Origin of the sequence: Streptomyces sp. NPDC001678, from assembly GCF_042892945.1 — a bacterium.
In the GTDB taxonomy this organism is placed as follows: Bacteria; Actinomycetota; Actinomycetes; order Streptomycetales; family Streptomycetaceae; genus Streptomyces.
Genome location: NZ_JBIAUP010000015.1, coordinates 19,999 through 38,268, shown reverse-complemented (window position 1 = coordinate 38,268; position 18,270 = coordinate 19,999). Strand labels below are relative to the sequence as shown.

Sequence of the window (18,270 nt, the reverse complement as noted above, 5' to 3'; positions counted from 1 at the left end):
CATCGGCGATCGGCGGCCTTCCTCCCGCCGATCACTCGAACGTGCGGCCGAGTTATTCACATGCCCGGCGTTGTCCACAGGCCTGGGGACGGCCCCGGGACCGCCCCGCGTGCCTCGCGTAGCATGACAAAGGAATCGTCCGGTACCCCCGCGGACTGGAACGGAAGGCCTCCTGCCGCGTGAACGCACACCTCTCCCCCGAGCACACGAGCCCCCAGGACCGCCCCGCCAGGCTCACCGTCGGCGTGGTCGGCGCCGGCCGGGTCGGCCCCGCCCTGGCGGCGTCCCTCCAGCTCGCCGGGCACCGTCCCGTCGCCGTGTCGGGCGTCTCCGACGCCTCGCTGCGCCGCGCCGCGGCCATGCTGCCGCACGTGCCGGTCATGGCGCCCGCCGATGTGCTCGCCCACGCCGAGCTGGTCCTGCTGACCGTGCCCGACGACGCCCTGCCGGGCCTGGTCGCCGGGCTCGCCGAGACCGGCGCCGTCCGCCCCGGCCAGCTCCTCGTGCACACCTCCGGCCGACACGGCACCGCCGTCCTCGACCCGGCGACCCGCGTCGGCGCCCTGCCGCTGGCCCTCCACCCCGCGATGACCTTCACCGGCACCCCGGTGGACGTCCAGCGCCTGGCCGGCTGCTCCTTCGGCGTCACCGCCCCCCAGGAGCTGCGGCTGGCCGCCGAGGCGCTGGTCATCGAGATGGGCGGCGAGCCCGAGTGGATCGAGGAGAGCGCCCGCCCGCTCTACCACGCGGCCCTCGCCATCGGCGCCAACCACCTCGTCACCCTCGTCGCCCAGAGCATGGACCTGCTGCGCACCGCCGGGGTCGAGCACCCCGCCCGGATGCTCGGCCCGCTCCTGGGCGCCGCTCTGGACAACGCCCTGCGCAGCGGCGACGCCGCCCTCACCGGCCCGGTCGCCCGCGGCGACGCCGGCACGGTCGCGGCCCACGTCGCCGAGCTGCGCGCCCACGCTCCCGGAGCCGTCGCCGGATATCTGGCGATGGCCCGCACCACCGCGGACCGCGCCCTCGCGCACGGCCTGCTCAAGCCGGAACTTGCGGAGGACCTGCTCGGCGTCCTCGCGGACGGAGGCAATCAGTGACCACCCAGCTCGTCCGTACCGCAGCGGAGCTGCACTCCCTCCCGCGCGGCGGCCGCCGCGCGGTCGTCATGACCATGGGCGCCCTCCACGACGGTCACGCCACCCTCGTCCGCGAGGCGCGCCGGCTGGTGGGCCCGGCGGGCCAGGTCGTCGTCACCGTCTTCGTCAACCCGCTCCAGTTCGGCGCCGGCGAGGACCTCGACCGCTACCCGCGCACCCTCGACGCCGACCTCGCGATCGCCGGGAAGGCCGGCGCCGACTACGTCTTCGCCCCGTCCGCCGACGAGGTCTACCCCGGCGGCGAGCCCCAGGTCCGGATCACCGCCGGCCCCATGGGAGAGCGCCTCGAAGGCGCCAGCCGCCCCGGCCACTTCGACGGCGTCCTCACCGTCGTCGGCAAGCTCCTCCACCTCACCCTGCCGGACGTCGCGCTGTTCGGGCAGAAGGACGCCCAGCAGCTCGCCCTGATCCGCCGCATGGTGCGCGACCTCAACTTCCCCGTGGAGATCGTGGGCGTGCCCACGGTCCGCGAGGACGACCACCTCGCCCTCTCCAGCCGCAACCGCTACCTCTCCGACGCCGACCGGGCCACGGCGCTGGAGCTCTCCCGCGCCCTGCTCACCGCCGGCGCCTCGGCCGGCGAGGGAGCGGCCCCCGTCCGGCGCTCCGCCATGGCGGTCCTGGACGGCGCGGCCCGCATGGAGCCCCCGCTCCGCCTCGACTACCTGGCGCTCGTCGACCCCTCCGACTTCACCGAGGTCCCCGACGACTACAGCGGCGAGGCCATCCTCGCCGTCGCCGCCAAGGTGGGCACCACCCGTCTGATCGACAACATCCCCCTCACCGTCGGAGCGGCGCGATGACCGGCATACGACTCCACGCCCCCCGCCCCGGCTGGTCCGTCGACGCCGACGTCGTGGTCGTCGGCTCCGGCGTGGCCGGCCTGACCGTCGCGCTGCGCTGCGCGGCGGCCGGCGGACGCGTCACCGTCGTCAGCAAGGCGCGCCTCGACGACGGCTCCACCCGCTGGGCCCAGGGCGGCATAGCGGCCGCCCTCGGCGACGGCGACACCCCGGAGCAGCACCTCGACGACACCCTCGTCGCCGGCGCGGGCCTCTGCGCGGAGGAGGCCGTACGGACCCTGGTCACCGAGGGCCCCGACGCCGTGCGCCGCCTCATCGCCACCGGCGCCCGTTTCGACACCGACGCGGGCACCGGCGAGATCCTGCTGACCCGCGAGGGCGGCCACCACCGCGACCGCATCGCCCACGCCGGAGGCGACGCCACCGGCGCCGAGATCTCCCGCGCCCTCGTCGACGCCGTGCGCGCGGCGGGCATCAAGACCATCGAGCACGCCCTCGTCCTCGACCTCCTCAAGGACGCCGAGGGCCACGCGGCGGGCGTCTCCCTCCACGTCATGGGCGAGGGCCAGCACGACGGCGTCGGCGCCGTCCGCGCCCGGGCCGTCGTCCTGGCCACCGGCGGCATGGGCCAGGTCTTCTCCGCCACCACCAACCCCGCCGTCTCCACCGGCGACGGCGTCGCCCTCGCCCTGCGCGCCGGAGCCGAGGTCTCCGACCTGGAGTTCGTCCAGTTCCACCCGACCGTGCTGTGGCTCGGCCCCGACGCCGAGGGGCAGCAGCCGCTGGTCTCGGAGGCCGTCCGCGGCGAGGGCGCCCACCTGGTGGACGCCGACGGCGACCGCTTCATGCTCGGCGCGCACGAGCTGGCCGAGCTCGCCCCGCGCGACATCGTCGCCAAGGGCATCATGCGGCGCATGCGCGAGACGGGCGCCGAGCACATGTACCTGGACGCCCGCCACTTCGGCCGGGAGAAGTGGGAGCGCCGCTTCCCCACGATCCTGGCGGCCTGCCGGGCCCACGGCATCGACCCGGTCACGGACCTCGTCCCCGTCTCGCCCGCCGCGCACTACGCGTCCGGCGGCGTACGGACGGACCTGCGCGGCCGGACGACCGTGCCGGGCCTGTACGCGTGCGGCGAGGTCGCCTGCACCGGAGTGCACGGCGCGAACCGGCTCGCGTCCAACTCCCTCCTGGAGGGCCTGGTCTTCGCGGAACGCATAGCGGCGGACATAACCCACGACGGCCCGGCTTTCGGAGCAACGGGTGGGCGGGTGGGAGAACCCCCCACAACGGCGGGAGAGCCGGAAACGCTTCTGATCCCCCTGGAAGCCCGCACCGAGATCCAGCGCGCCATGACGGCGGGCGCGGGCGTCCTCCGCTCAAAGCGGAGCCTGGAACAAGCCGCAGCGCAGCTGACCCGCATCCGCGAGGAAGCCGCCGACAAACAGCCCGTCCCCGGCACCGAGGCCTGGGAGACGACCAATCTCCTCCTCGTCGCCCAGGTCCTGGTCGCCGCCGCCCTCCGCCGTGAGGAGACCCGCGGCTGCCACTGGCGCGAGGACTTCCCTGACCGTGACGACGACCGCTCCCGCCGGCACCTCCTGGTGACGCTGCGCCCGGACCGTACCCTCGCGGTCTCCGCCACCGAGTCGGCCGCCTTCCCGCCCGTAGCCCCCGTATCCGCCTCCGCCCCCAAGGAGAACAGCGTGAGCACCACCGACGACGCCCCCCTGCACCAGATCGGCCGCTCCGGCCGGGAAGCCGCCGAGCCGGAGGCGACCGGCGGCTGCGGTGACGCCTGCGGCTGCTCCGGCGGGGAGTACGACGCGGACGCCTTCGAGTGCGGGCTCGACCCCGAGCTCGTACGGCTGCTGGTCGCGGCCGGGCTGGACCCGCTCCAGGTCGAGGACCTCGCGCACCTCGCCATCGAGGAGGACCTCGACGGCGGCAAGGACATCACCACCTTCGCGACCGTCCCCGAGGACGCCGTCGCCTCCGGTGACTTCACCGCCCGCGAGGCCGGCACGGTCGCCGGTCTGCGCGTCGCCGAGGCCATCCTCTCCGTGGCCTGCACCGACGAGTTCGAGGTCGAGCGGCACGTCGAGGACGGCGACCGGGTGGAGGCGGGCCAGAAGCTGCTGACGATCCGCACCCGCACCCAGGATCTGCTGACCGCCGAGCGCAGCATGCTCAACATCCTCTGCCACCTCTCCGGCATCGCCACCGCCACCCGCGCCTGGGCCGACGCCCTGGAGGGCACCGGCGCCGCCGTCCGCGACACCCGCAAGACCACCGTGGGTCTGCGCGCGCTGGAGAAGTACGCGGTCCGCTGCGGCGGCGGCGTCAACCACCGCATGTCGCTGTCCGACGCCGCGCTGGTGAAGGACAACCACGTGATCGCCGCCGGCGGTGTCGCCGAGGCGTTCCGGGCCGTGCGCCAGGAGTTCCCCGAGGTGGACATCGAGGTCGAGGTGGACCGGCTCGACCAGATCCCGCCGGTCCTCGCCGAGGGCGCGGACCTCGTCATGCTGGACAACTTCACCGTCGAGCAGACCCGCGAGGCCGTCGCGCTCGTCGCGGGCCGCGCCAAGCTGGAGTCCTCCGGCCGGCTGACCCTGGCCAACGCCCGCGCCTACGCCGAGACCGGCGTCGACTACCTGGCCGTCGGCTCGCTGACCCACTCCTCCCCGATCCTGGACATCGGCCTGGACCTCCACGAGGAGGCCTCCTGATGCTGCTCACCATCGATGTCGGCAACACCCAGACCGTCCTCGGCCTGTTCGACGGCGAGGACATCGTCGAGCACTGGCGCATCTCCACCGACCCGCGCCGCACCGCGGACGAACTGGCGGTGCTGCTCCAGGGCCTGATGGGCCGCCATCCGCTGCTCGGCGACGAACTGGGCGACGGCATCGACGGCATCTGCATCTGCTCGACCGTGCCCTCCGTGCTCCACGAGATGCGCGAGGTGACCCGCCGCTACTACGGCGACGTCCCCGCCATCCTGGTCGAGCCGGGCGTGAAGACCGGCGTGCCGATCCTCATGGACCAGCCCAAGGAGGTCGGCGCGGACCGCATCATCAACGCGGTCGCCGCCGTCGAGCTCTACGGCGGCCCGTGCGTCGTCGTCGACTTCGGCACGGCGACGACGTTCGACGCGGTGAGCGCGCGCGGCGAGTACGTCGGCGGTGTGATCGCCCCCGGCATCGAGATCTCCACGGAGGCCCTGGGCGTCCGCGGCGCCCAGCTCCGCAAGATCGAGATCGCCCGTCCGCGCAGCGTCATCGGCAAGAACACCGTCGAGGCCATGCAGTCCGGCATCCTCTACGGCTTCGCCGGCCAGGTCGACGGCGTCGTCAGCCGGATGGCCCGCGAGCTGGCCGACGACCCCGACGACGTCACCGTCATCGCCACGGGCGGCCTGGCCCCCCTGGTCCTGGGCGAGGCGTCCGTCATCGACGAGCACGAGCCGTGGCTGACGCTCATCGGTCTGCGGCTGGTCTACGAGCGCAACATGATGCGGGGCTGATCCGGGGCCGACGCGGCGACGGCGGTCGCGGGGCCGGTGGTCGTGGGGCCGGCGCATGCAACCAAACCACCGCCCTTGACGGTCTGACAGGAGGCAGACGGACCGGAACCAAGGGCGGGCGGACACGCGTGAAGGCGAAGCGAACGGCGCGTCGGACAGCGGCGGCGGCAGCCGCCCTCACCCTCGCCGCCCTGACGGGCGGCACCGCGGCCGCCGCCGGCCAGTCGCCCCCGCCCGCCGACTACCAGGCCATCGCCCACCCGGTCGCGGGCCGCGTGGGTCAGACGGTCGACGTCGAGGTCGGCGTGCGCAACGGCGGCCCCGGCCCGGCCGCCGCGAGCCGCCGGGCCTACGAGGTCACCGCGCCCGAAGGGACCACCATCGCCCCCGGCGGCGACGCCGGCCACCGCTGCGCCCCGCACGACCCGGCCGCCCGCGACTACCTCTGCGCCATCGGCGGCGACTTCGCCCCCGGCGACCGCGAGACGCTGCGCTTCCGGATCCGTATCGACAAGAAGGTCGAGGGCGCGCAGGGCTGGGTCCGGATCATCGACCTCGACAACGCCCCCGACCCGGATCCGGCCAACGACAGCGTGCCGATCGTCGTCGAGATCACCGGAAACGCGCCCGGAACCGCGCCCCGCCAGAGGCCCGTGGACGACGGCGTGGCCTCCGCGACCCTGCTGCTCGCCACCACCTCCGGGACCGCGCTCTCCGCCGGTGCCATAGCCCTGGGCGCCGCCCGCCGCCGCGAGTACTGACCGCCCGCCCTCACCCGTTGTGCCACGCCCGAAATAACCAGCTAAGCGAATTTTGTCCGCTTAGCACTTAAAGTCGGCCCATGCCCACGCCCTATGGATCCCGCGGCGGCATGGCGTTCAGCGCGGACGAGCTGCGCGTGCTGCGCCGTGCCCTCGACATCGCACTCCGCCCCGACTCCGTTCCCACCCGCCCGGGCCCCGTAAGGGACGCCGAGGTCCGGGACTGCCTCCGGCTCGCCGAAGCCATGACCGAGGCCGACCACGAGGCCGGCCGGCTCCGCGCCTTCCTGCTGGCCGAGCTCGCCCGCTACCGCGCCGCCCTGCCCGGTGCCGCGCCCGGCTACGCGCGGCTGCTCCGGGACGCCCTCGCGGACGGCTATCTGCCCGGCTCCGAGGACCTCGCCGCCCTGCGCTCGCTGTGCGCGCTCCCGGTGGGCGGCACCGAGGCCGGTCACCGCCGCGCCCTGCTGCGGCGCTGCGAGCACCTCGCCGAGCAGGCCGTACGGACCCGGCCCGCGGTCCGGGCCACCCCCGCCGCGCCGGGCGTCCCCGGCGCCCGCCCGGGGCCGGGGCGCCCCCGCTCCTCGTGCGCCCTCCCACTACGTACGCGCCTGCTCGCGCTCCCGGGCGGCCGCACCCCGCACGCCGCCGAGGCCGACGCCCGGCCCGGTGCCACGCCCCCGGAGAAGCCCGCCCCCGCGCCCCCGGGCAAGCCCGCCCCCACGCCGCCGCCCGCCGCGCCCCAGCCGAAGCCGCCGCGGCCCGACCGCCCCATCCCCACACCCGGCGAGGTGTTCCCGCCTCGCCGTAAACCCACCCCGCCGCCGGGAGCCGCGTCCGGCCTCCCGGCGGGCCGCCCGGCCTGACCCGGCCGGCCCGCCGCTGTTCCGGCCGCCCGCCACCCGGGCGGCCCGGGGGAAAAGGCGGATGCGTAATCTGGACGAGTCGCGCAGTCGGCGCGAAACCCCGATCCAGAAGGAGCCGACGGCCATGGACTATGTCGCCGCGCTGGTCCCGCCCGTGGTGATGGCGATCGCCTTCACCGCGCTGGTCGTGACGATCGTCAAGAGTCAGGGTGGTGCGAACAAGGCGAAGGAAGACGCCATCGTCGACGCCGCACTGGCCCGGGTGGACGCCGCCCAGCAGTCCTCGAAGCCCGCCGGGGCCTGAGGACGCCGCGTACGGACGCACCGACGTACAGAACGCGGACGCACCGACGTACAGAACGGGCGCGGGGCGTACGTCCCGGGGCTATTCCCCGGGACGTACGCCCTTTTCGCCGCCCGGATTGCCGCGCTGAAGCGCGCCGATAAACCGGCATTCGCGACATCTCCCACTATTATTCGCGTGTGGTTCGACGCCTGGGTGAACTGGAAGACGCCGTGATGACGCGCGTGTGGGAGTGGAACCGGCCGGTCACTGTCAGAGAAGTCCTGGAAGACCTTCAGCAGGAACGGTCCATCGCGTACACGACCGTGATGACCGTAATGGACAACCTGTATCAGAAGGGCTGGCTCCGCAGGGAAGCCGAAGGCCGCGCCTATCGATATGAGGCGGTCTCCAACCGGGCCGCCTACTCGGCCGCACTGATGAACGAAGCCTGGTCGCTCAGCGACAACCCCGCCGCCGCTCTCGTCGCCTTCTTCGGCATGATGTCGGCCGAACAACGGGAAGCCCTCCGCGACGCGATCCGGGTCGTGCAACTCGACGGGCCCGACGAGACCCCGGGAGCGCCGGGGCGATAGCGTCCGGTCATGTCCGCTCTAACTAAAGTCGTCACCGTCCGCAGGGCCCGCACCAGCGATGTGCCCGCCGTCCGCCGGCTCATCAACGCCTACGTACGCGACCGCATCCTGCTCGACAAAGCGACGGTGACGCTTTACGAGGACATCCAGGAGTTCTGGGTCGCCGAGCGGGACGAGGACGGTACCGTCATCGGATGCGGTGCTCTCCACGTGATGTGGGAAGACCTCGCGGAGGTGCGCACTCTCGCGGTCGACCCCGATGTCCGGGGCGGCGGAGTGGGCCACCAGGTACTGGACAAGCTGCTCCAGACCGCGCGCTGGCTCGGGGTGCGGCGTATTTTCTGCCTCACCTTCGAAGTCGACTTCTTCGCGAAGCACGGCTTCGTCGAGATCGGGGAGACGCCGGTGGACGGTGATGTCTACAGCGAGCTGCTGCGTTCCTATGACGAGGGTGTTGCCGAGTTCCTGGGTCTCGAACGAGTGAAGCCGAACACCCTTGGCAACAGCCGGATGCTTCTGCATCTGTGATCGCGGTCCCTATGTCCGAATCGCGCCCCTATCGCGGACGCCCGGAAGCCATCGTTCCCACGGGGAAGGCCAGCTGAACCTTCCCGGAGGGTTTGTGTTTTTCCGGGAAAGGCGGTTTGCTATTCCTCCGTAATCCTTTTCCGCTGATGAAAGGAATCCCCCGTGGCGCAGAAGGTTCAGGTCCTTCTTGTCGACGACCTCGACGGCGGCGAGGCCGACGAGACCGTGACGTTCGCCCTCGACGGCAAGTCCTACGAGATCGACCTCACGACCGGTAACGCGGACAAGCTGCGTGAGGCGCTCCAGGACTATGTGAAGGCGGCCCGCCGCACCGGCGGTCGCGCTTCCGCGGCCCGTGGCAAGGTCCGCACGGCCGCCGCCGGCAGCCCGGACACCGCGAAGATCCGCGCCTGGGCCAAGGAGAACGGCTACAGCGTCAACGACCGCGGCCGTGTCCCGGCCGAGATCCGCGAGGCGTACGAGAAGGCCAACGCCTGATCGTCCGGCTCCTTCGCCGCTCCTCCCGGGCGATCCCCCGGCGGCTGATCCCTGCGCGTCCCCTCGGCGCGCAGCAGTCGGGCCCGATGGCACTCCGTGGCCGCCGCGCCCACGAGCCGCACGAGATCGGGGGCGCCACCGCTGCCGGCCACGCCGACCACCGGCAGCGTCGGCTCCACCTCGCACCCCGGCTCGGGAGGTCGCACCCAGACGGCCTCGGCGCCCTCCTGGGAGCCGTACGGGCCGCACCGACCGGCCCGGCCGGAGCGGCCGCGCCGGCCGCGCTCCCCGGCCCCGCCGGGATCCGGGCGGGCTCCGGCGCCGACGGGAGCCGGAGCGACGATCCGGCCGCCCGTGCCCAGGGCGGTCAGCTCCAGGGCCACCCCGCCCCACTCCAGCCAGCCGAGCAGCCCCGGCAGCTCGTCGGCGGTGCCCACGGCGGTCAGGAACCACATCGTCCGGCTCCGCCGGTCCAGGGTGACCGGGCCGGTTGAGGGAACCCGCCCGAGCACCGCGCGACCGGCGTCCGCCGGCATCCCCAGGGCGTCGAACCGGACCCCGGTGAGCAGCTCCACGGGCCGCCCGCCCGCGGTCGGCCCCGTCGGCCAGCCGAGCACGCACTCGTACCACTGGCGCCAGCGGCGCCGTGTGCCCGGATCCCGCGGACCAGGCGCTCCCGGCGGGAGCGATTCGTCCGAGGGGCGGCAGGGGCGCGGGAGGACTACCGTCATGAACGGTGCAACTGTGGAAGACCCCAGAGGTTACGCGCTGTGGACGGTTGAACACTCCGCGTATAACACGGGCGGAGCGCACAGGCGCGCCCGGTGGTGCGGGGGTGTTCGCCCGTAGCGGATGCACAGGGGGTGCGCCGCATGGACTGTCAGTGCTTGCGGGTAAGACATTCTCCGAGGGGAGAGGCGGTGCGACGGGCCCCGGAGCGCGCCACCAGGGGTGGTGGCCGGACCGGGGGCAGGCGTGTCGGCCCAGGTGGGCGTTCGCCGTGGGCGTACTGATGGTGGGCGTATATGCCTGGCCTGCGGGAACATCGTCTCCCACCATCAGGTTGGAGCAGATGTCGGCTGTTCGGGGCAGGAGGCCAAGGACGGGTGTCGGCAGTTGGAATGAGCTGTCCCGCCCAGCGGGACTAGCATGCGGAAGGACAGGGAGGGGACCGACCCCTAACTGCCTGACCGCTCTGAGGAGCGATTAACGATGTTCGAGAGGTTCACCGACCGCGCGCGGCGGGTTGTCGTCCTGGCTCAGGAAGAAGCCCGGATGCTCAACCACAACTACATCGGCACCGAGCACATCCTCCTGGGCCTGATCCACGAGGGTGAGGGTGTCGCCGCTAAGGCCCTGGAGAGCCTCGGGATTTCGCTCGAGGCGGTCCGCCAGCAGGTGGAGGAGATCATCGGGCAGGGCCAGCAGGCTCCGTCCGGCCACATCCCCTTCACCCCCCGTGCCAAGAAGGTCCTGGAGCTGTCGCTCCGCGAGGCCCTCCAGCTCGGCCACAACTACATCGGCACGGAGCACATCCTGCTCGGCCTGATCCGTGAGGGCGAGGGCGTCGCCGCCCAGGTCCTGGTCAAGCTGGGTGCCGACCTGAACCGGGTGCGGCAGCAGGTCATCCAGCTGCTCTCCGGCTACCAGGGCAAGGAAGCCGCCACCGCCGGCGGCCCGGCCGAGGGCACCCCCTCGACCTCGCTCGTCCTGGACCAGTTCGGCCGCAATCTCACGCAGGCCGCTCGCGAGTCCAAGCTCGACCCGGTCATCGGGCGCGAGAAGGAGATCGAGCGGGTCATGCAGGTGCTGTCCCGCCGTACCAAGAACAACCCGGTCCTCATCGGCGAGCCCGGCGTCGGCAAGACCGCCGTCGTCGAGGGCCTGGCCCAGGCCATCGTCAAGGGCGAGGTGCCCGAGACCCTCAAGGACAAGCACCTCTACACCCTCGACCTCGGCGCCCTGGTCGCCGGCTCCCGCTACCGCGGTGACTTCGAGGAGCGCCTGAAGAAGGTCCTCAAGGAGATCCGCACCCGCGGCGACATCATCCTGTTCATCGACGAGCTCCACACCCTCGTCGGTGCGGGCGCCGCCGAGGGCGCGATCGACGCCGCCAGCATCCTCAAGCCGATGCTGGCCCGCGGTGAGCTCCAGACCATCGGTGCCACCACGCTCGACGAGTACCGCAAGCACCTGGAGAAGGACGCCGCCCTCGAGCGCCGCTTCCAGCCCATCCAGGTCGCCGAGCCGTCGCTGCCGCACACCATCGAGATCCTCAAGGGTCTGCGCGACCGCTACGAGGCCCACCACCGCGTCTCCATCACCGACGAGGCGCTGGTCCAGGCCGCCACCCTGGCCGACCGCTACATCTCGGACCGCTTCCTGCCGGACAAGGCCATCGACCTGATCGACGAGGCCGGCTCCCGGATGCGCATCCGCCGGATGACCGCGCCGCCGGACCTCCGCGAGTTCGACGAGAAGATCGCCGACGTGCGCCGCGAGAAGGAGTCCGCGATCGACTCGCAGGACTTCGAGAAGGCCGCTTCCCTCCGCGACAAGGAGAAGCAGCTGCTGGCCGCCAAGGCCAAGCGGGAGAAGGAGTGGAAGGCCGGCGACATGGACGTCGTCGCCGAGGTCGACGGCGAGCTGATCGCCGAGGTCCTCGCCACCGCCACCGGCATCCCGGTCTTCAAGCTGACGGAGGAGGAGTCCTCCCGCCTGCTGCGCATGGAGGACGAGCTCCACAAGCGCGTCATCGGCCAGAAGGACGCCATCAAGGCGCTCTCCCAGGCCATCCGGCGCACCCGCGCGGGCCTCAAGGACCCGAAGCGTCCCGGCGGATCGTTCATCTTCGCCGGCCCCTCGGGTGTCGGTAAGACGGAGCTGTCCAAGACGCTCGCCGAATTCCTCTTCGGCGACGAGGACGCGCTGATCTCCCTCGACATGTCGGAGTTCAGCGAGAAGCACACCGTCTCGCGTCTCTTCGGCTCCCCGCCCGGATACGTGGGCTACGAAGAGGGCGGCCAGCTGACGGAGAAGGTCCGCCGCAAGCCGTTCTCGGTGGTCCTCTTCGACGAGGTCGAGAAGGCCCACCCGGACATCTTCAACTCGCTGCTGCAGATCCTGGAGGACGGTCGCCTGACCGACTCCCAGGGCCGAGTGGTCGACTTCAAGAACACCGTCATCATCATGACGACGAACCTCGGCACCCGGGACATCTCCAAGGGCTTCAACCTGGGCTTCGCTGCCCAGGGCGACGTCAAGACCGGCTACGAGCGGATGAAGGCCAAGGTCAACGAGGAGCTCAAGCAGCACTTCCGGCCCGAGTTCCTCAACCGTGTCGACGACACGGTGGTCTTCCACCAGCTGTCCGAGGAAGACATCATCCAGATCGTCGACCTGATGATCGCCAAGGTGGACGAGCGGCTGAAGGACCGCGACATGGGCATCGAGCTCAGCGCGGACGCCAAGCTGCTCCTGGCCAAGAAGGGCTACGACCCGATCCTGGGCGCCCGCCCGCTGCGCCGGACCATCCAGCGCGAGATCGAGGACATCCTCTCCGAGAAGATCCTCTTCGGCGAGCTGCGCCCCGGCCACATCGTGGTCGTCGGCATCGAGGGCGAGGGTGAGGAGAAGAAGTTCACCTTCCGCGGCGAGGAGAAGTCGGCCCTGCCCGACACCCCGCCGGTCGAGTCCGCCGCCGGTGGCGCGGGCCCGAACCTGTCGAAGGACGCGTAAGGGGTCGCACAGCGACCAGTGGGTCGGCCCCGGGACCGTCGGAAGACGGCCCGGGGCCGACCCGTTTTCGGATATCGCGGGCGCCGAAGCATGGTCTGCCGATCATCGGCTGATTACGCTGGCACTCCATGGTCATCACTGCACTGTGGTCGTTCGCCCTGGTCGTAGGGCTCCTCACCATCACCCCGGGCCTGGACACCGCCCTCATCCTCCGCACCGCCGCCCGCGGCGAGCAGCGCCGCGCCTGGGGCGTCGTCCTCGGCATCCAGACCGGCACCCTGTGCTGGGGCGCCCTCAGCTCGGCCGGTGTGACGGCCCTCCTGGCGGCCTCCCGCCTCGCCTACGAGACGCTGCGCTGGGCGGGGGCGGCGTACCTGCTGTGGATGGGCGCGCGGATGCTGTGGGAGGCGCGTGGCCGTGCCACGGCGGAGGCGGCCTCGACGGAGCCCGCCGAGCCCGCCGCCCCGGGCGGCTTCGCCGCCGGCTGGCGGCAGGGGCTGGTCACCAACCTGCTCAACCCGAAGATGGGCGTCTTCTACGTCGCGGTGCTGCCGCAGTTCATACCGGCGTCGGCACCGCATTTCCTGATGGGGCTGGCGCTGACGTCCGTGCACGCGGTGCTGGGTGTGCTGTGGGCGGCGGTGCTGGTGGGCTTCGCCCGCGCGCTGCGGGACTGGCTGCGGAAGCCGGCGGCGCGGCGGCTCATGGACCGGGTGACGGGGGCGGCGATCCTGGGGTTCGGGGTGAAGCTGGCGGTGGGGGAGTAGGGGTCAGCGATCCATGCGGGTTCTGATGGTGAAGGGGTCGCCGGGGTGCCCGGAGCCGGTCACTATCAGCTCTTGAAGTTCTCTGGTCCGCACCTCCAGCGGTCCCTGTGATGCGGGCCAGCCGGAAAGGTTCAGTTCGATGCGGCCTGGGATGGCCCCCGTGAGGGCCAGTTCGTTGAGGCCGGGGAAGACCCGGAACAGTCCGGCGCCCACTTTGAGGTCCTCGGTGAGCGTAAGACGGAGTGAGCGCACCTGGCGAAGCGGTTCCACCTCGGCGAGGTCGGCGGACGTTTTGACGCGGAGGCTGAGGCTCTGCAACTGGCTCAGGTCCGTCAGCTCGCCGAGCTCTGCCGGGGAAGCGAGATGCGATCCGATGCGCAAGACGCTGAGGTTTCCCTGAGCCGCGATGCCGTCCAACCACACCCGGGCCCCTTGCTGGGAAACTTCGAGAACGGATATCCCCGGGGGTAACGGAGGAATTCTCCCCCCGTTCTCGGGCGGCAGGTCCAATAGCTCCAGGGTGCTGAGCGCCGGTAATGTGGCGATGGTATTCAGTGCGGTGATCGGAAGGAATGTCGCGTCCAGCGTCAGGCGCTGAAGTTTCGATCCCGACAGGGCATCTATGTCTCGCAGCCTCCGGCAGCCGGAAATCCTCAGGATCTGGATCTCCGGATGATCGCGGATGAAATCGAGATCGGCCGCGACAGGATTATTGGCGAGGCTCAAGGACCTCAAAGAACGGCCGGCCAGGGACCGGCCGATGCTGTCCGCCGTATGGCTGCCCGCAATGGACATGGAGCCGACGGGGCCGAGGAGCGGGATCTGGGCGAGCGCCTCCGCCGAGGAGACGACGAGCCGGATGTCGTCCAGCCGCATGTTCGCGAGGACCTGCTCCGCGAAAGCCCGAGCCTCGCTGCCTTCCCACGCGTCCGTCACCCGGCGCCGCACCATCTCTGATTCGTGCTGTCCGTAACGCTTGAGGAGCGGCAGGGCCGCGTCCCCGAGCGAGCCGAGCACGCTCGCGACGTGTTGTGCCGGTTCGGCGGCCAGCCTTTCGGGCCCTGGCAGCACCGGGAGGACATCCGGCCCGAGGGAGGAAAGGAGCTCCACCTCCTGCTCCGTAGTCGGCGGCCCGAGCTCCTTGACCCCTTCCCAGATCTCCTCGTGCTGTTCGTCGTCCAGGTACACCGCGCTGATCGCGCACTCCGCCGCCAGCGTGCGCAGCGACCACTGAGCCTTCCGCCCGTCCGCCGAGTCACCGGCCGCGATCAACCCTGCGATGACCCGCTTGCTCTCCCCACGCCCGCAATGGCCGATGACCAGCCGGAGCACGTCCTGCCATTGCTCTTCGTCCGCATGCCCCAGCAGTTCGTCGAGGGAATCGCTGTCCTGGAACTCCTTGGCCGCCAGGTAGTCCTGGAAGGTGCGGTGGATGAACTGGAGGGAATCCGTGGTGCGTTCCTGCAGCAGCCCGCTCCGATTCAGGAGGTGCGTCAGGACTTGCCCCGCCGAGCCCTGCTCACGGACCCTGCGCAAGCCCTTCATCGCGTGTTCGAGCTGCCGCGCCGCCTGCTCCCGCGAGAGCTCGGCCCGGCCGTTGCGCACCAGCCACACCGCGATGCGCTGGAGCAGTTGCCGGCTGTCCTCGACCGTGAGGTCGATGCCCTCGGGGGTGCCGATGCGGCGGTGGGCGTCGCGATTGCCCAGCAGCATGGCCAGCGCGGCCTCGTAGAGGTGCCAGCGGGTGCGGGGGAGGAGGCCCTGACGCCGCCGGTGGAGGGCGCAGATCACCGCGCACAGCAGCGGCGTACGGGCCAGGTCGCGCAGGCCCGCGTTGCGCTGGAACTCCTGGGCGAGGTCGCGTTCGAGGGCGGTGAGGCGGGCGCGTTCGTTCTCGGCGCGCAGCCCATCGGCGTAGCCGTCGCACTCCAGGCGGGCGGCCTTGTGCCAGGCGGCCACGAAGGACTGGATGTCGCCGTTGCTCATGGGCAGGAGCTGCAGCTCTTCGAAGCCCTCGGACTCCAGCCAGGCGTTGCCGACCGCGCGCGGCCGTACGGTCACCAGGCAACGGGTGTCCGGGTACATCCGCAGCAGGTCGGCGAGCCACTTGCGGGCGAGGCCGCGCTCGGTCTGCGGGAGTTCGTCCAGGCCGTCGACGAGGAGCAGGGCTCGCCCCGCCTCCAGAACGCGGCCGGCCCAGCCGCTGGGCGCCTCGTCCACCTGCAGCTGGGCGATGGTGGGCAGCAGGGCGGGGGTGGGGGTGGCGATGCCCCGCGCGGCGAGGCTGCGCATGGGGATCACAAAGGGGATCAGGCCGTTGAGGCCGTCCAGTTCCTCGGGCAGGGTCCGGCAGGCGGCGTGGGAGGCCAGCCACCACACGAGCGTGGTCTTCCCCGCCCCGGCCTCGCCGCGCAGGACGGTACGTGGCCGTGAGCCCAGCAGTTCCTCGATCCGCTGAGGCTCAGGACGGAGGTACGCGCTGTCCGAACGATTCGCGCCGCCCGGAGCCAGCGCCTCCAGGCTCAGATACGCCGTGTCCAGGTCCCAGCTGTTCTCATTGCTGCCCAGGTCGTCGAGGCCGAAGACCTCCATACGGCTGTAGCGGGCCTTGACGGCCTTGGCGTACAGCGACTCGTGGCGGAGGTCGGCCGGGTCGGCACTGCGTAACTCCTCCAGCACGGGCGCGTCGGGCCAGTGCCGTTCCAGGGCGACGGTGAAGCTGACGTTGTCCCGCAGCGTGCTGAAGGGAAGGGTGTCGATCGTGGAGTGCTCCCAGCCCGCAGGGTCCTCGACGGCTATGCCGAGGAGTACGGGCCCCGAGAAGACGGGCCCGCCGGACAACCCCGCCCACGGGGAGTCGCCACGCGGGGGATGGTGGTCGCTGTGCAGCACGTAGCGGCCGCGCAGCCGGCCCGACACGGGCATGAGGGTCCCCAGGACCTGTGCGGCCTCCAGCTGGTCCCCCCTGAACCGCTGGACCTGCGGAAAGCCCAACACCTGACACCCGCGCACGGCCTCGCGGCCGGTGAGCGCGCCGCAGCGCAGCGGCGGCAGGCTGCTCGCCGGTACGAGGTCGCGTTCGGCGTGCAGGAGAGCGGCATCGCAGTGCCGGGGGTCCCCGGACCAGACGATCTCGCAATGCGCTGCTCGGCGCTCGCCGGGCACCGCGACCGTCGCGAACGGGTCGCGGCCGAGCACATGCGCCGCCGTCAGCACCAGCCGAGACGTCAGCAGCACCCCGCTGCCCTGCCGCGCGCCCAGCACCGCCACCAACCGGTCCTCGACCGACCGGACCTGCAAGGTCACTGCTCGTCCACGAGCCCGAACCCCGAAAGCCCCGCCGGCCTGTCGTTGCCGACCTTCCAGCCCTCGCCCGTGCGGCGGTCCTTCGGGGTCAGCTTGAAGGCGACCTTGTGGGTCCGCGTCGAGCCCCGGGACGCGTCCGTGCCCGCGTCGACGACCCAGGCCTTCACGCCGCCCCGGCCCTTCACGTCCCGTCGCAGTTCGACCGTGAACTCCATGGCGATCTCGCCCACGTCGAAGGTCAGGTCCTCCCCGGCCCCGGCCGCCGCCGCGTCGGTCAGGCCGTCGCGTATGGCCCGGACCGCGTCCGACAGCTCGATGTCGTCGAAGCCCACCGTGATACCCCCGCCCGTTCCCGCCCGCACGGTCCGTGTGCGTGCGCTGACCCGGAGCGTACCGTCACCGCCGGGACTTTGGTCCCGGAATCCATAGGGCCGTAAGTCCCGGCGCGGTGACAAGACCCACAGGCCGTTTCGCCGCCACTAAGCCGGATAGTGGAAACCCTCGCGGGAGGAAACGCCCGATTCACCTCCGGAGAGGCTCGCCCACCACCTCCAAGATCATTTTCCGTATTACGACCCGCGCTAGTAGCAGCGCGCTTTGTCAGCACCACCGGACGCGGGTTACCAAGGAATGGTGATCCCGGTCCGACGGCCGGGACCTGTTCTTTTTCCGGAGGTTTTCCCGTATGCCGAAGCCGAAGCGCACCGCTTTCCGTAACTCGAGCAAGACCGTTATCCGCGTCCGCACCGCCGCTCTCGCGGCAGCCGGGCTCGGGGCGTCGGTCGCGCTCGGTTCCGGGGTCGCGCTCGCGGCCGACGCGCCCGCCTCGGTCGGTGTCCTCCCCGCCTTCGAGTCCGCCGCGTCGCTCAGCGGCGCGCTGCACGCGCAGGCCGAGACGCAGCTGAAGGCGGCCGAGCAGGACAAGCAGGAGGCCGCCAAGCGCGCCGACGAGGCCCGGAAGCGGGCCGAGGACGCCCGTAAGGAGGCCGAGGCCTCGCGCAGCCGCGCCAACGCCTGGGTGCACCCCGTCGAGGGCTATCAGATCGGCCAGCCGTTCGGTAAGGCCGGCAGCATGTGGGCCAACAAGCACAGCGGCCAGGACCTGGTCGTGGACTCCGGTACGTCCGTGAAGGCCGTCCACGCCGGTACGGTCGTCAAGGCCGGCCCCAACGGTGGCGGCGACGGCCCCGCGTACGGCAACGCCGTCGTGATCAAGCACGCGGACGGCCAGTACTCGCAGTACGCCCACATGTCCTCGGTGCGGGTCTCCGTGGGCCAGCAGGTCATGACCGGCCAGGACATCGGCCTGTCCGGCTCCACCGGCAACTCCAGCGGCCCCCATCTCCACTTCGAGATCCGCACGACGCCGGACTACGGCTCCGCCGTCGACCCGGTCGCCTTCATGGGTGCGCGCGGCGGCGAGCTCTGACCGACG

16 protein-coding genes and 1 pseudogene are annotated in these 18,270 nt (G+C 71.7%); 14 read left to right on the top strand and 3 right to left on the bottom strand.

What is annotated here, in order from left to right:
* Window positions 1–179 precede the first annotated feature (179 nt).
* From ACFYZR_RS26690 to ACFYZR_RS26640, 11 genes and pseudogenes are all read left to right on the top strand, one after another.
* Window positions 180–1,100, top strand: coding sequence for a Rossmann-like and DUF2520 domain-containing protein (locus ACFYZR_RS26690; RefSeq protein WP_391914550.1), 921 nt, complete (start codon window positions 180–182; stop codon window positions 1,098–1,100).
* Complete coding sequence (panC, locus tag ACFYZR_RS26685; protein WP_391914548.1) at window positions 1,097–1,963, top strand: pantoate--beta-alanine ligase; 867 nt, start codon at window positions 1,097–1,099, stop codon at window positions 1,961–1,963. Before ACFYZR_RS26690 ends, panC begins: the two co-directional genes overlap by 4 nt.
* Window positions 1,960–3,585 (top strand): annotated as a pseudogene (locus ACFYZR_RS26680) (L-aspartate oxidase); the annotation flags it as partial. The gene panC and the pseudogene ACFYZR_RS26680, both read left to right, overlap by 4 nt.
* Window positions 3,568–4,695, top strand: a complete 1,128-nt coding sequence (nadC, locus tag ACFYZR_RS26675) for a carboxylating nicotinate-nucleotide diphosphorylase (RefSeq protein ID WP_391914754.1) — start codon at window positions 3,568–3,570, stop codon at window positions 4,693–4,695. The pseudogene ACFYZR_RS26680 and the gene nadC, both read left to right, overlap by 18 nt.
* Window positions 4,695–5,492, top strand: a complete 798-nt coding sequence (locus ACFYZR_RS26670; protein WP_391914546.1) for a type III pantothenate kinase — start codon at window positions 4,695–4,697, stop codon at window positions 5,490–5,492. The genes nadC and ACFYZR_RS26670 overlap by 1 nt, the downstream gene beginning before the upstream one ends.
* A 128-nt stretch (window positions 5,493–5,620) precedes the next feature.
* Window positions 5,621–6,253 (top strand): hypothetical protein, encoded by a 633-nt coding sequence (locus ACFYZR_RS26665; RefSeq protein WP_391914544.1) that lies wholly within the window; start codon window positions 5,621–5,623, stop codon window positions 6,251–6,253.
* A gap of 80 nt (window positions 6,254–6,333) precedes the next feature.
* Entirely contained in the window at window positions 6,334–7,119 is a 786-nt protein-coding gene (locus ACFYZR_RS26660; protein WP_391914542.1) for a hypothetical protein, read from the top strand.
* A gap of 124 nt (window positions 7,120–7,243) precedes the next feature.
* Window positions 7,244–7,423, top strand: a complete 180-nt coding sequence (locus ACFYZR_RS26655; RefSeq protein ID WP_311614950.1) for a hypothetical protein — start codon at window positions 7,244–7,246, stop codon at window positions 7,421–7,423.
* A gap of 179 nt (window positions 7,424–7,602) precedes the next feature.
* Window positions 7,603–7,998: a BlaI/MecI/CopY family transcriptional regulator gene (locus ACFYZR_RS26650; protein ID WP_126915359.1), complete on the top strand. Its 396-nt coding sequence runs from the start codon at window positions 7,603–7,605 to the stop codon at window positions 7,996–7,998.
* 9 nt (window positions 7,999–8,007) lie between these two features.
* Window positions 8,008–8,526, top strand: coding sequence for an amino-acid N-acetyltransferase (locus ACFYZR_RS26645; RefSeq protein WP_071962335.1), 519 nt, complete (start codon window positions 8,008–8,010; stop codon window positions 8,524–8,526).
* Window positions 8,527–8,688: 162 nt separating this feature from the next.
* Window positions 8,689–9,024: an Lsr2 family protein gene (locus tag ACFYZR_RS26640; protein ID WP_391914539.1), complete on the top strand. Its 336-nt coding sequence runs from the start codon at window positions 8,689–8,691 to the stop codon at window positions 9,022–9,024.
* On the opposite strand, the gene ACFYZR_RS26635 is transcribed toward ACFYZR_RS26640, so the two are convergent.
* Window positions 8,955–9,755 carry an SCO3374 family protein gene (locus ACFYZR_RS26635; RefSeq protein ID WP_391914537.1) on the bottom strand — a complete coding sequence of 267 codons (801 nt, stop codon included), beginning with the start codon at window positions 9,753–9,755 and terminating at the stop codon, window positions 8,955–8,957. The two genes, ACFYZR_RS26640 and ACFYZR_RS26635, sit on opposite strands and share 70 nt — an antisense overlap.
* A gap of 481 nt (window positions 9,756–10,236) precedes the next feature.
* On the opposite strand from ACFYZR_RS26635, the gene ACFYZR_RS26630 reads away from it, so the two are divergent.
* Together ACFYZR_RS26630 and ACFYZR_RS26625 are read left to right on the top strand one after the other, a co-directional pair.
* Window positions 10,237–12,762: an ATP-dependent Clp protease ATP-binding subunit gene (locus ACFYZR_RS26630; protein WP_229357660.1), complete on the top strand. Its 2,526-nt coding sequence runs from the start codon at window positions 10,237–10,239 to the stop codon at window positions 12,760–12,762.
* Window positions 12,763–12,890: 128 nt separating this feature from the next.
* Window positions 12,891–13,529: a LysE family translocator gene (locus tag ACFYZR_RS26625; protein ID WP_391914534.1), complete on the top strand. Its 639-nt coding sequence runs from the start codon at window positions 12,891–12,893 to the stop codon at window positions 13,527–13,529.
* A 3-nt stretch (window positions 13,530–13,532) separates the two neighbouring features.
* On the opposite strand, the gene ACFYZR_RS26620 is transcribed toward ACFYZR_RS26625, so the two are convergent.
* Window positions 13,533–16,835 carry an NACHT domain-containing protein gene (locus ACFYZR_RS26620; protein ID WP_391914532.1) on the bottom strand — a complete coding sequence of 1,101 codons (3,303 nt, stop codon included), beginning with the start codon at window positions 16,833–16,835 and terminating at the stop codon, window positions 13,533–13,535.
* Window positions 16,832–17,167, bottom strand: coding sequence for a trypco2 family protein (locus tag ACFYZR_RS26615; RefSeq protein WP_391914530.1), 336 nt, complete (start codon window positions 17,165–17,167; stop codon window positions 16,832–16,834). Before ACFYZR_RS26615 ends, ACFYZR_RS26620 begins: the two co-directional genes overlap by 4 nt.
* Window positions 17,168–17,520: 353 nt before the next feature.
* Between ACFYZR_RS26615 and ACFYZR_RS26610 the strand changes: the two genes are divergently transcribed.
* Window positions 17,521–18,264 (top strand): M23 family metallopeptidase, encoded by a 744-nt coding sequence (locus ACFYZR_RS26610; protein WP_391914528.1) that lies wholly within the window; start codon window positions 17,521–17,523, stop codon window positions 18,262–18,264.
* Window positions 18,265–18,270: the final 6 nt, after the last annotated feature.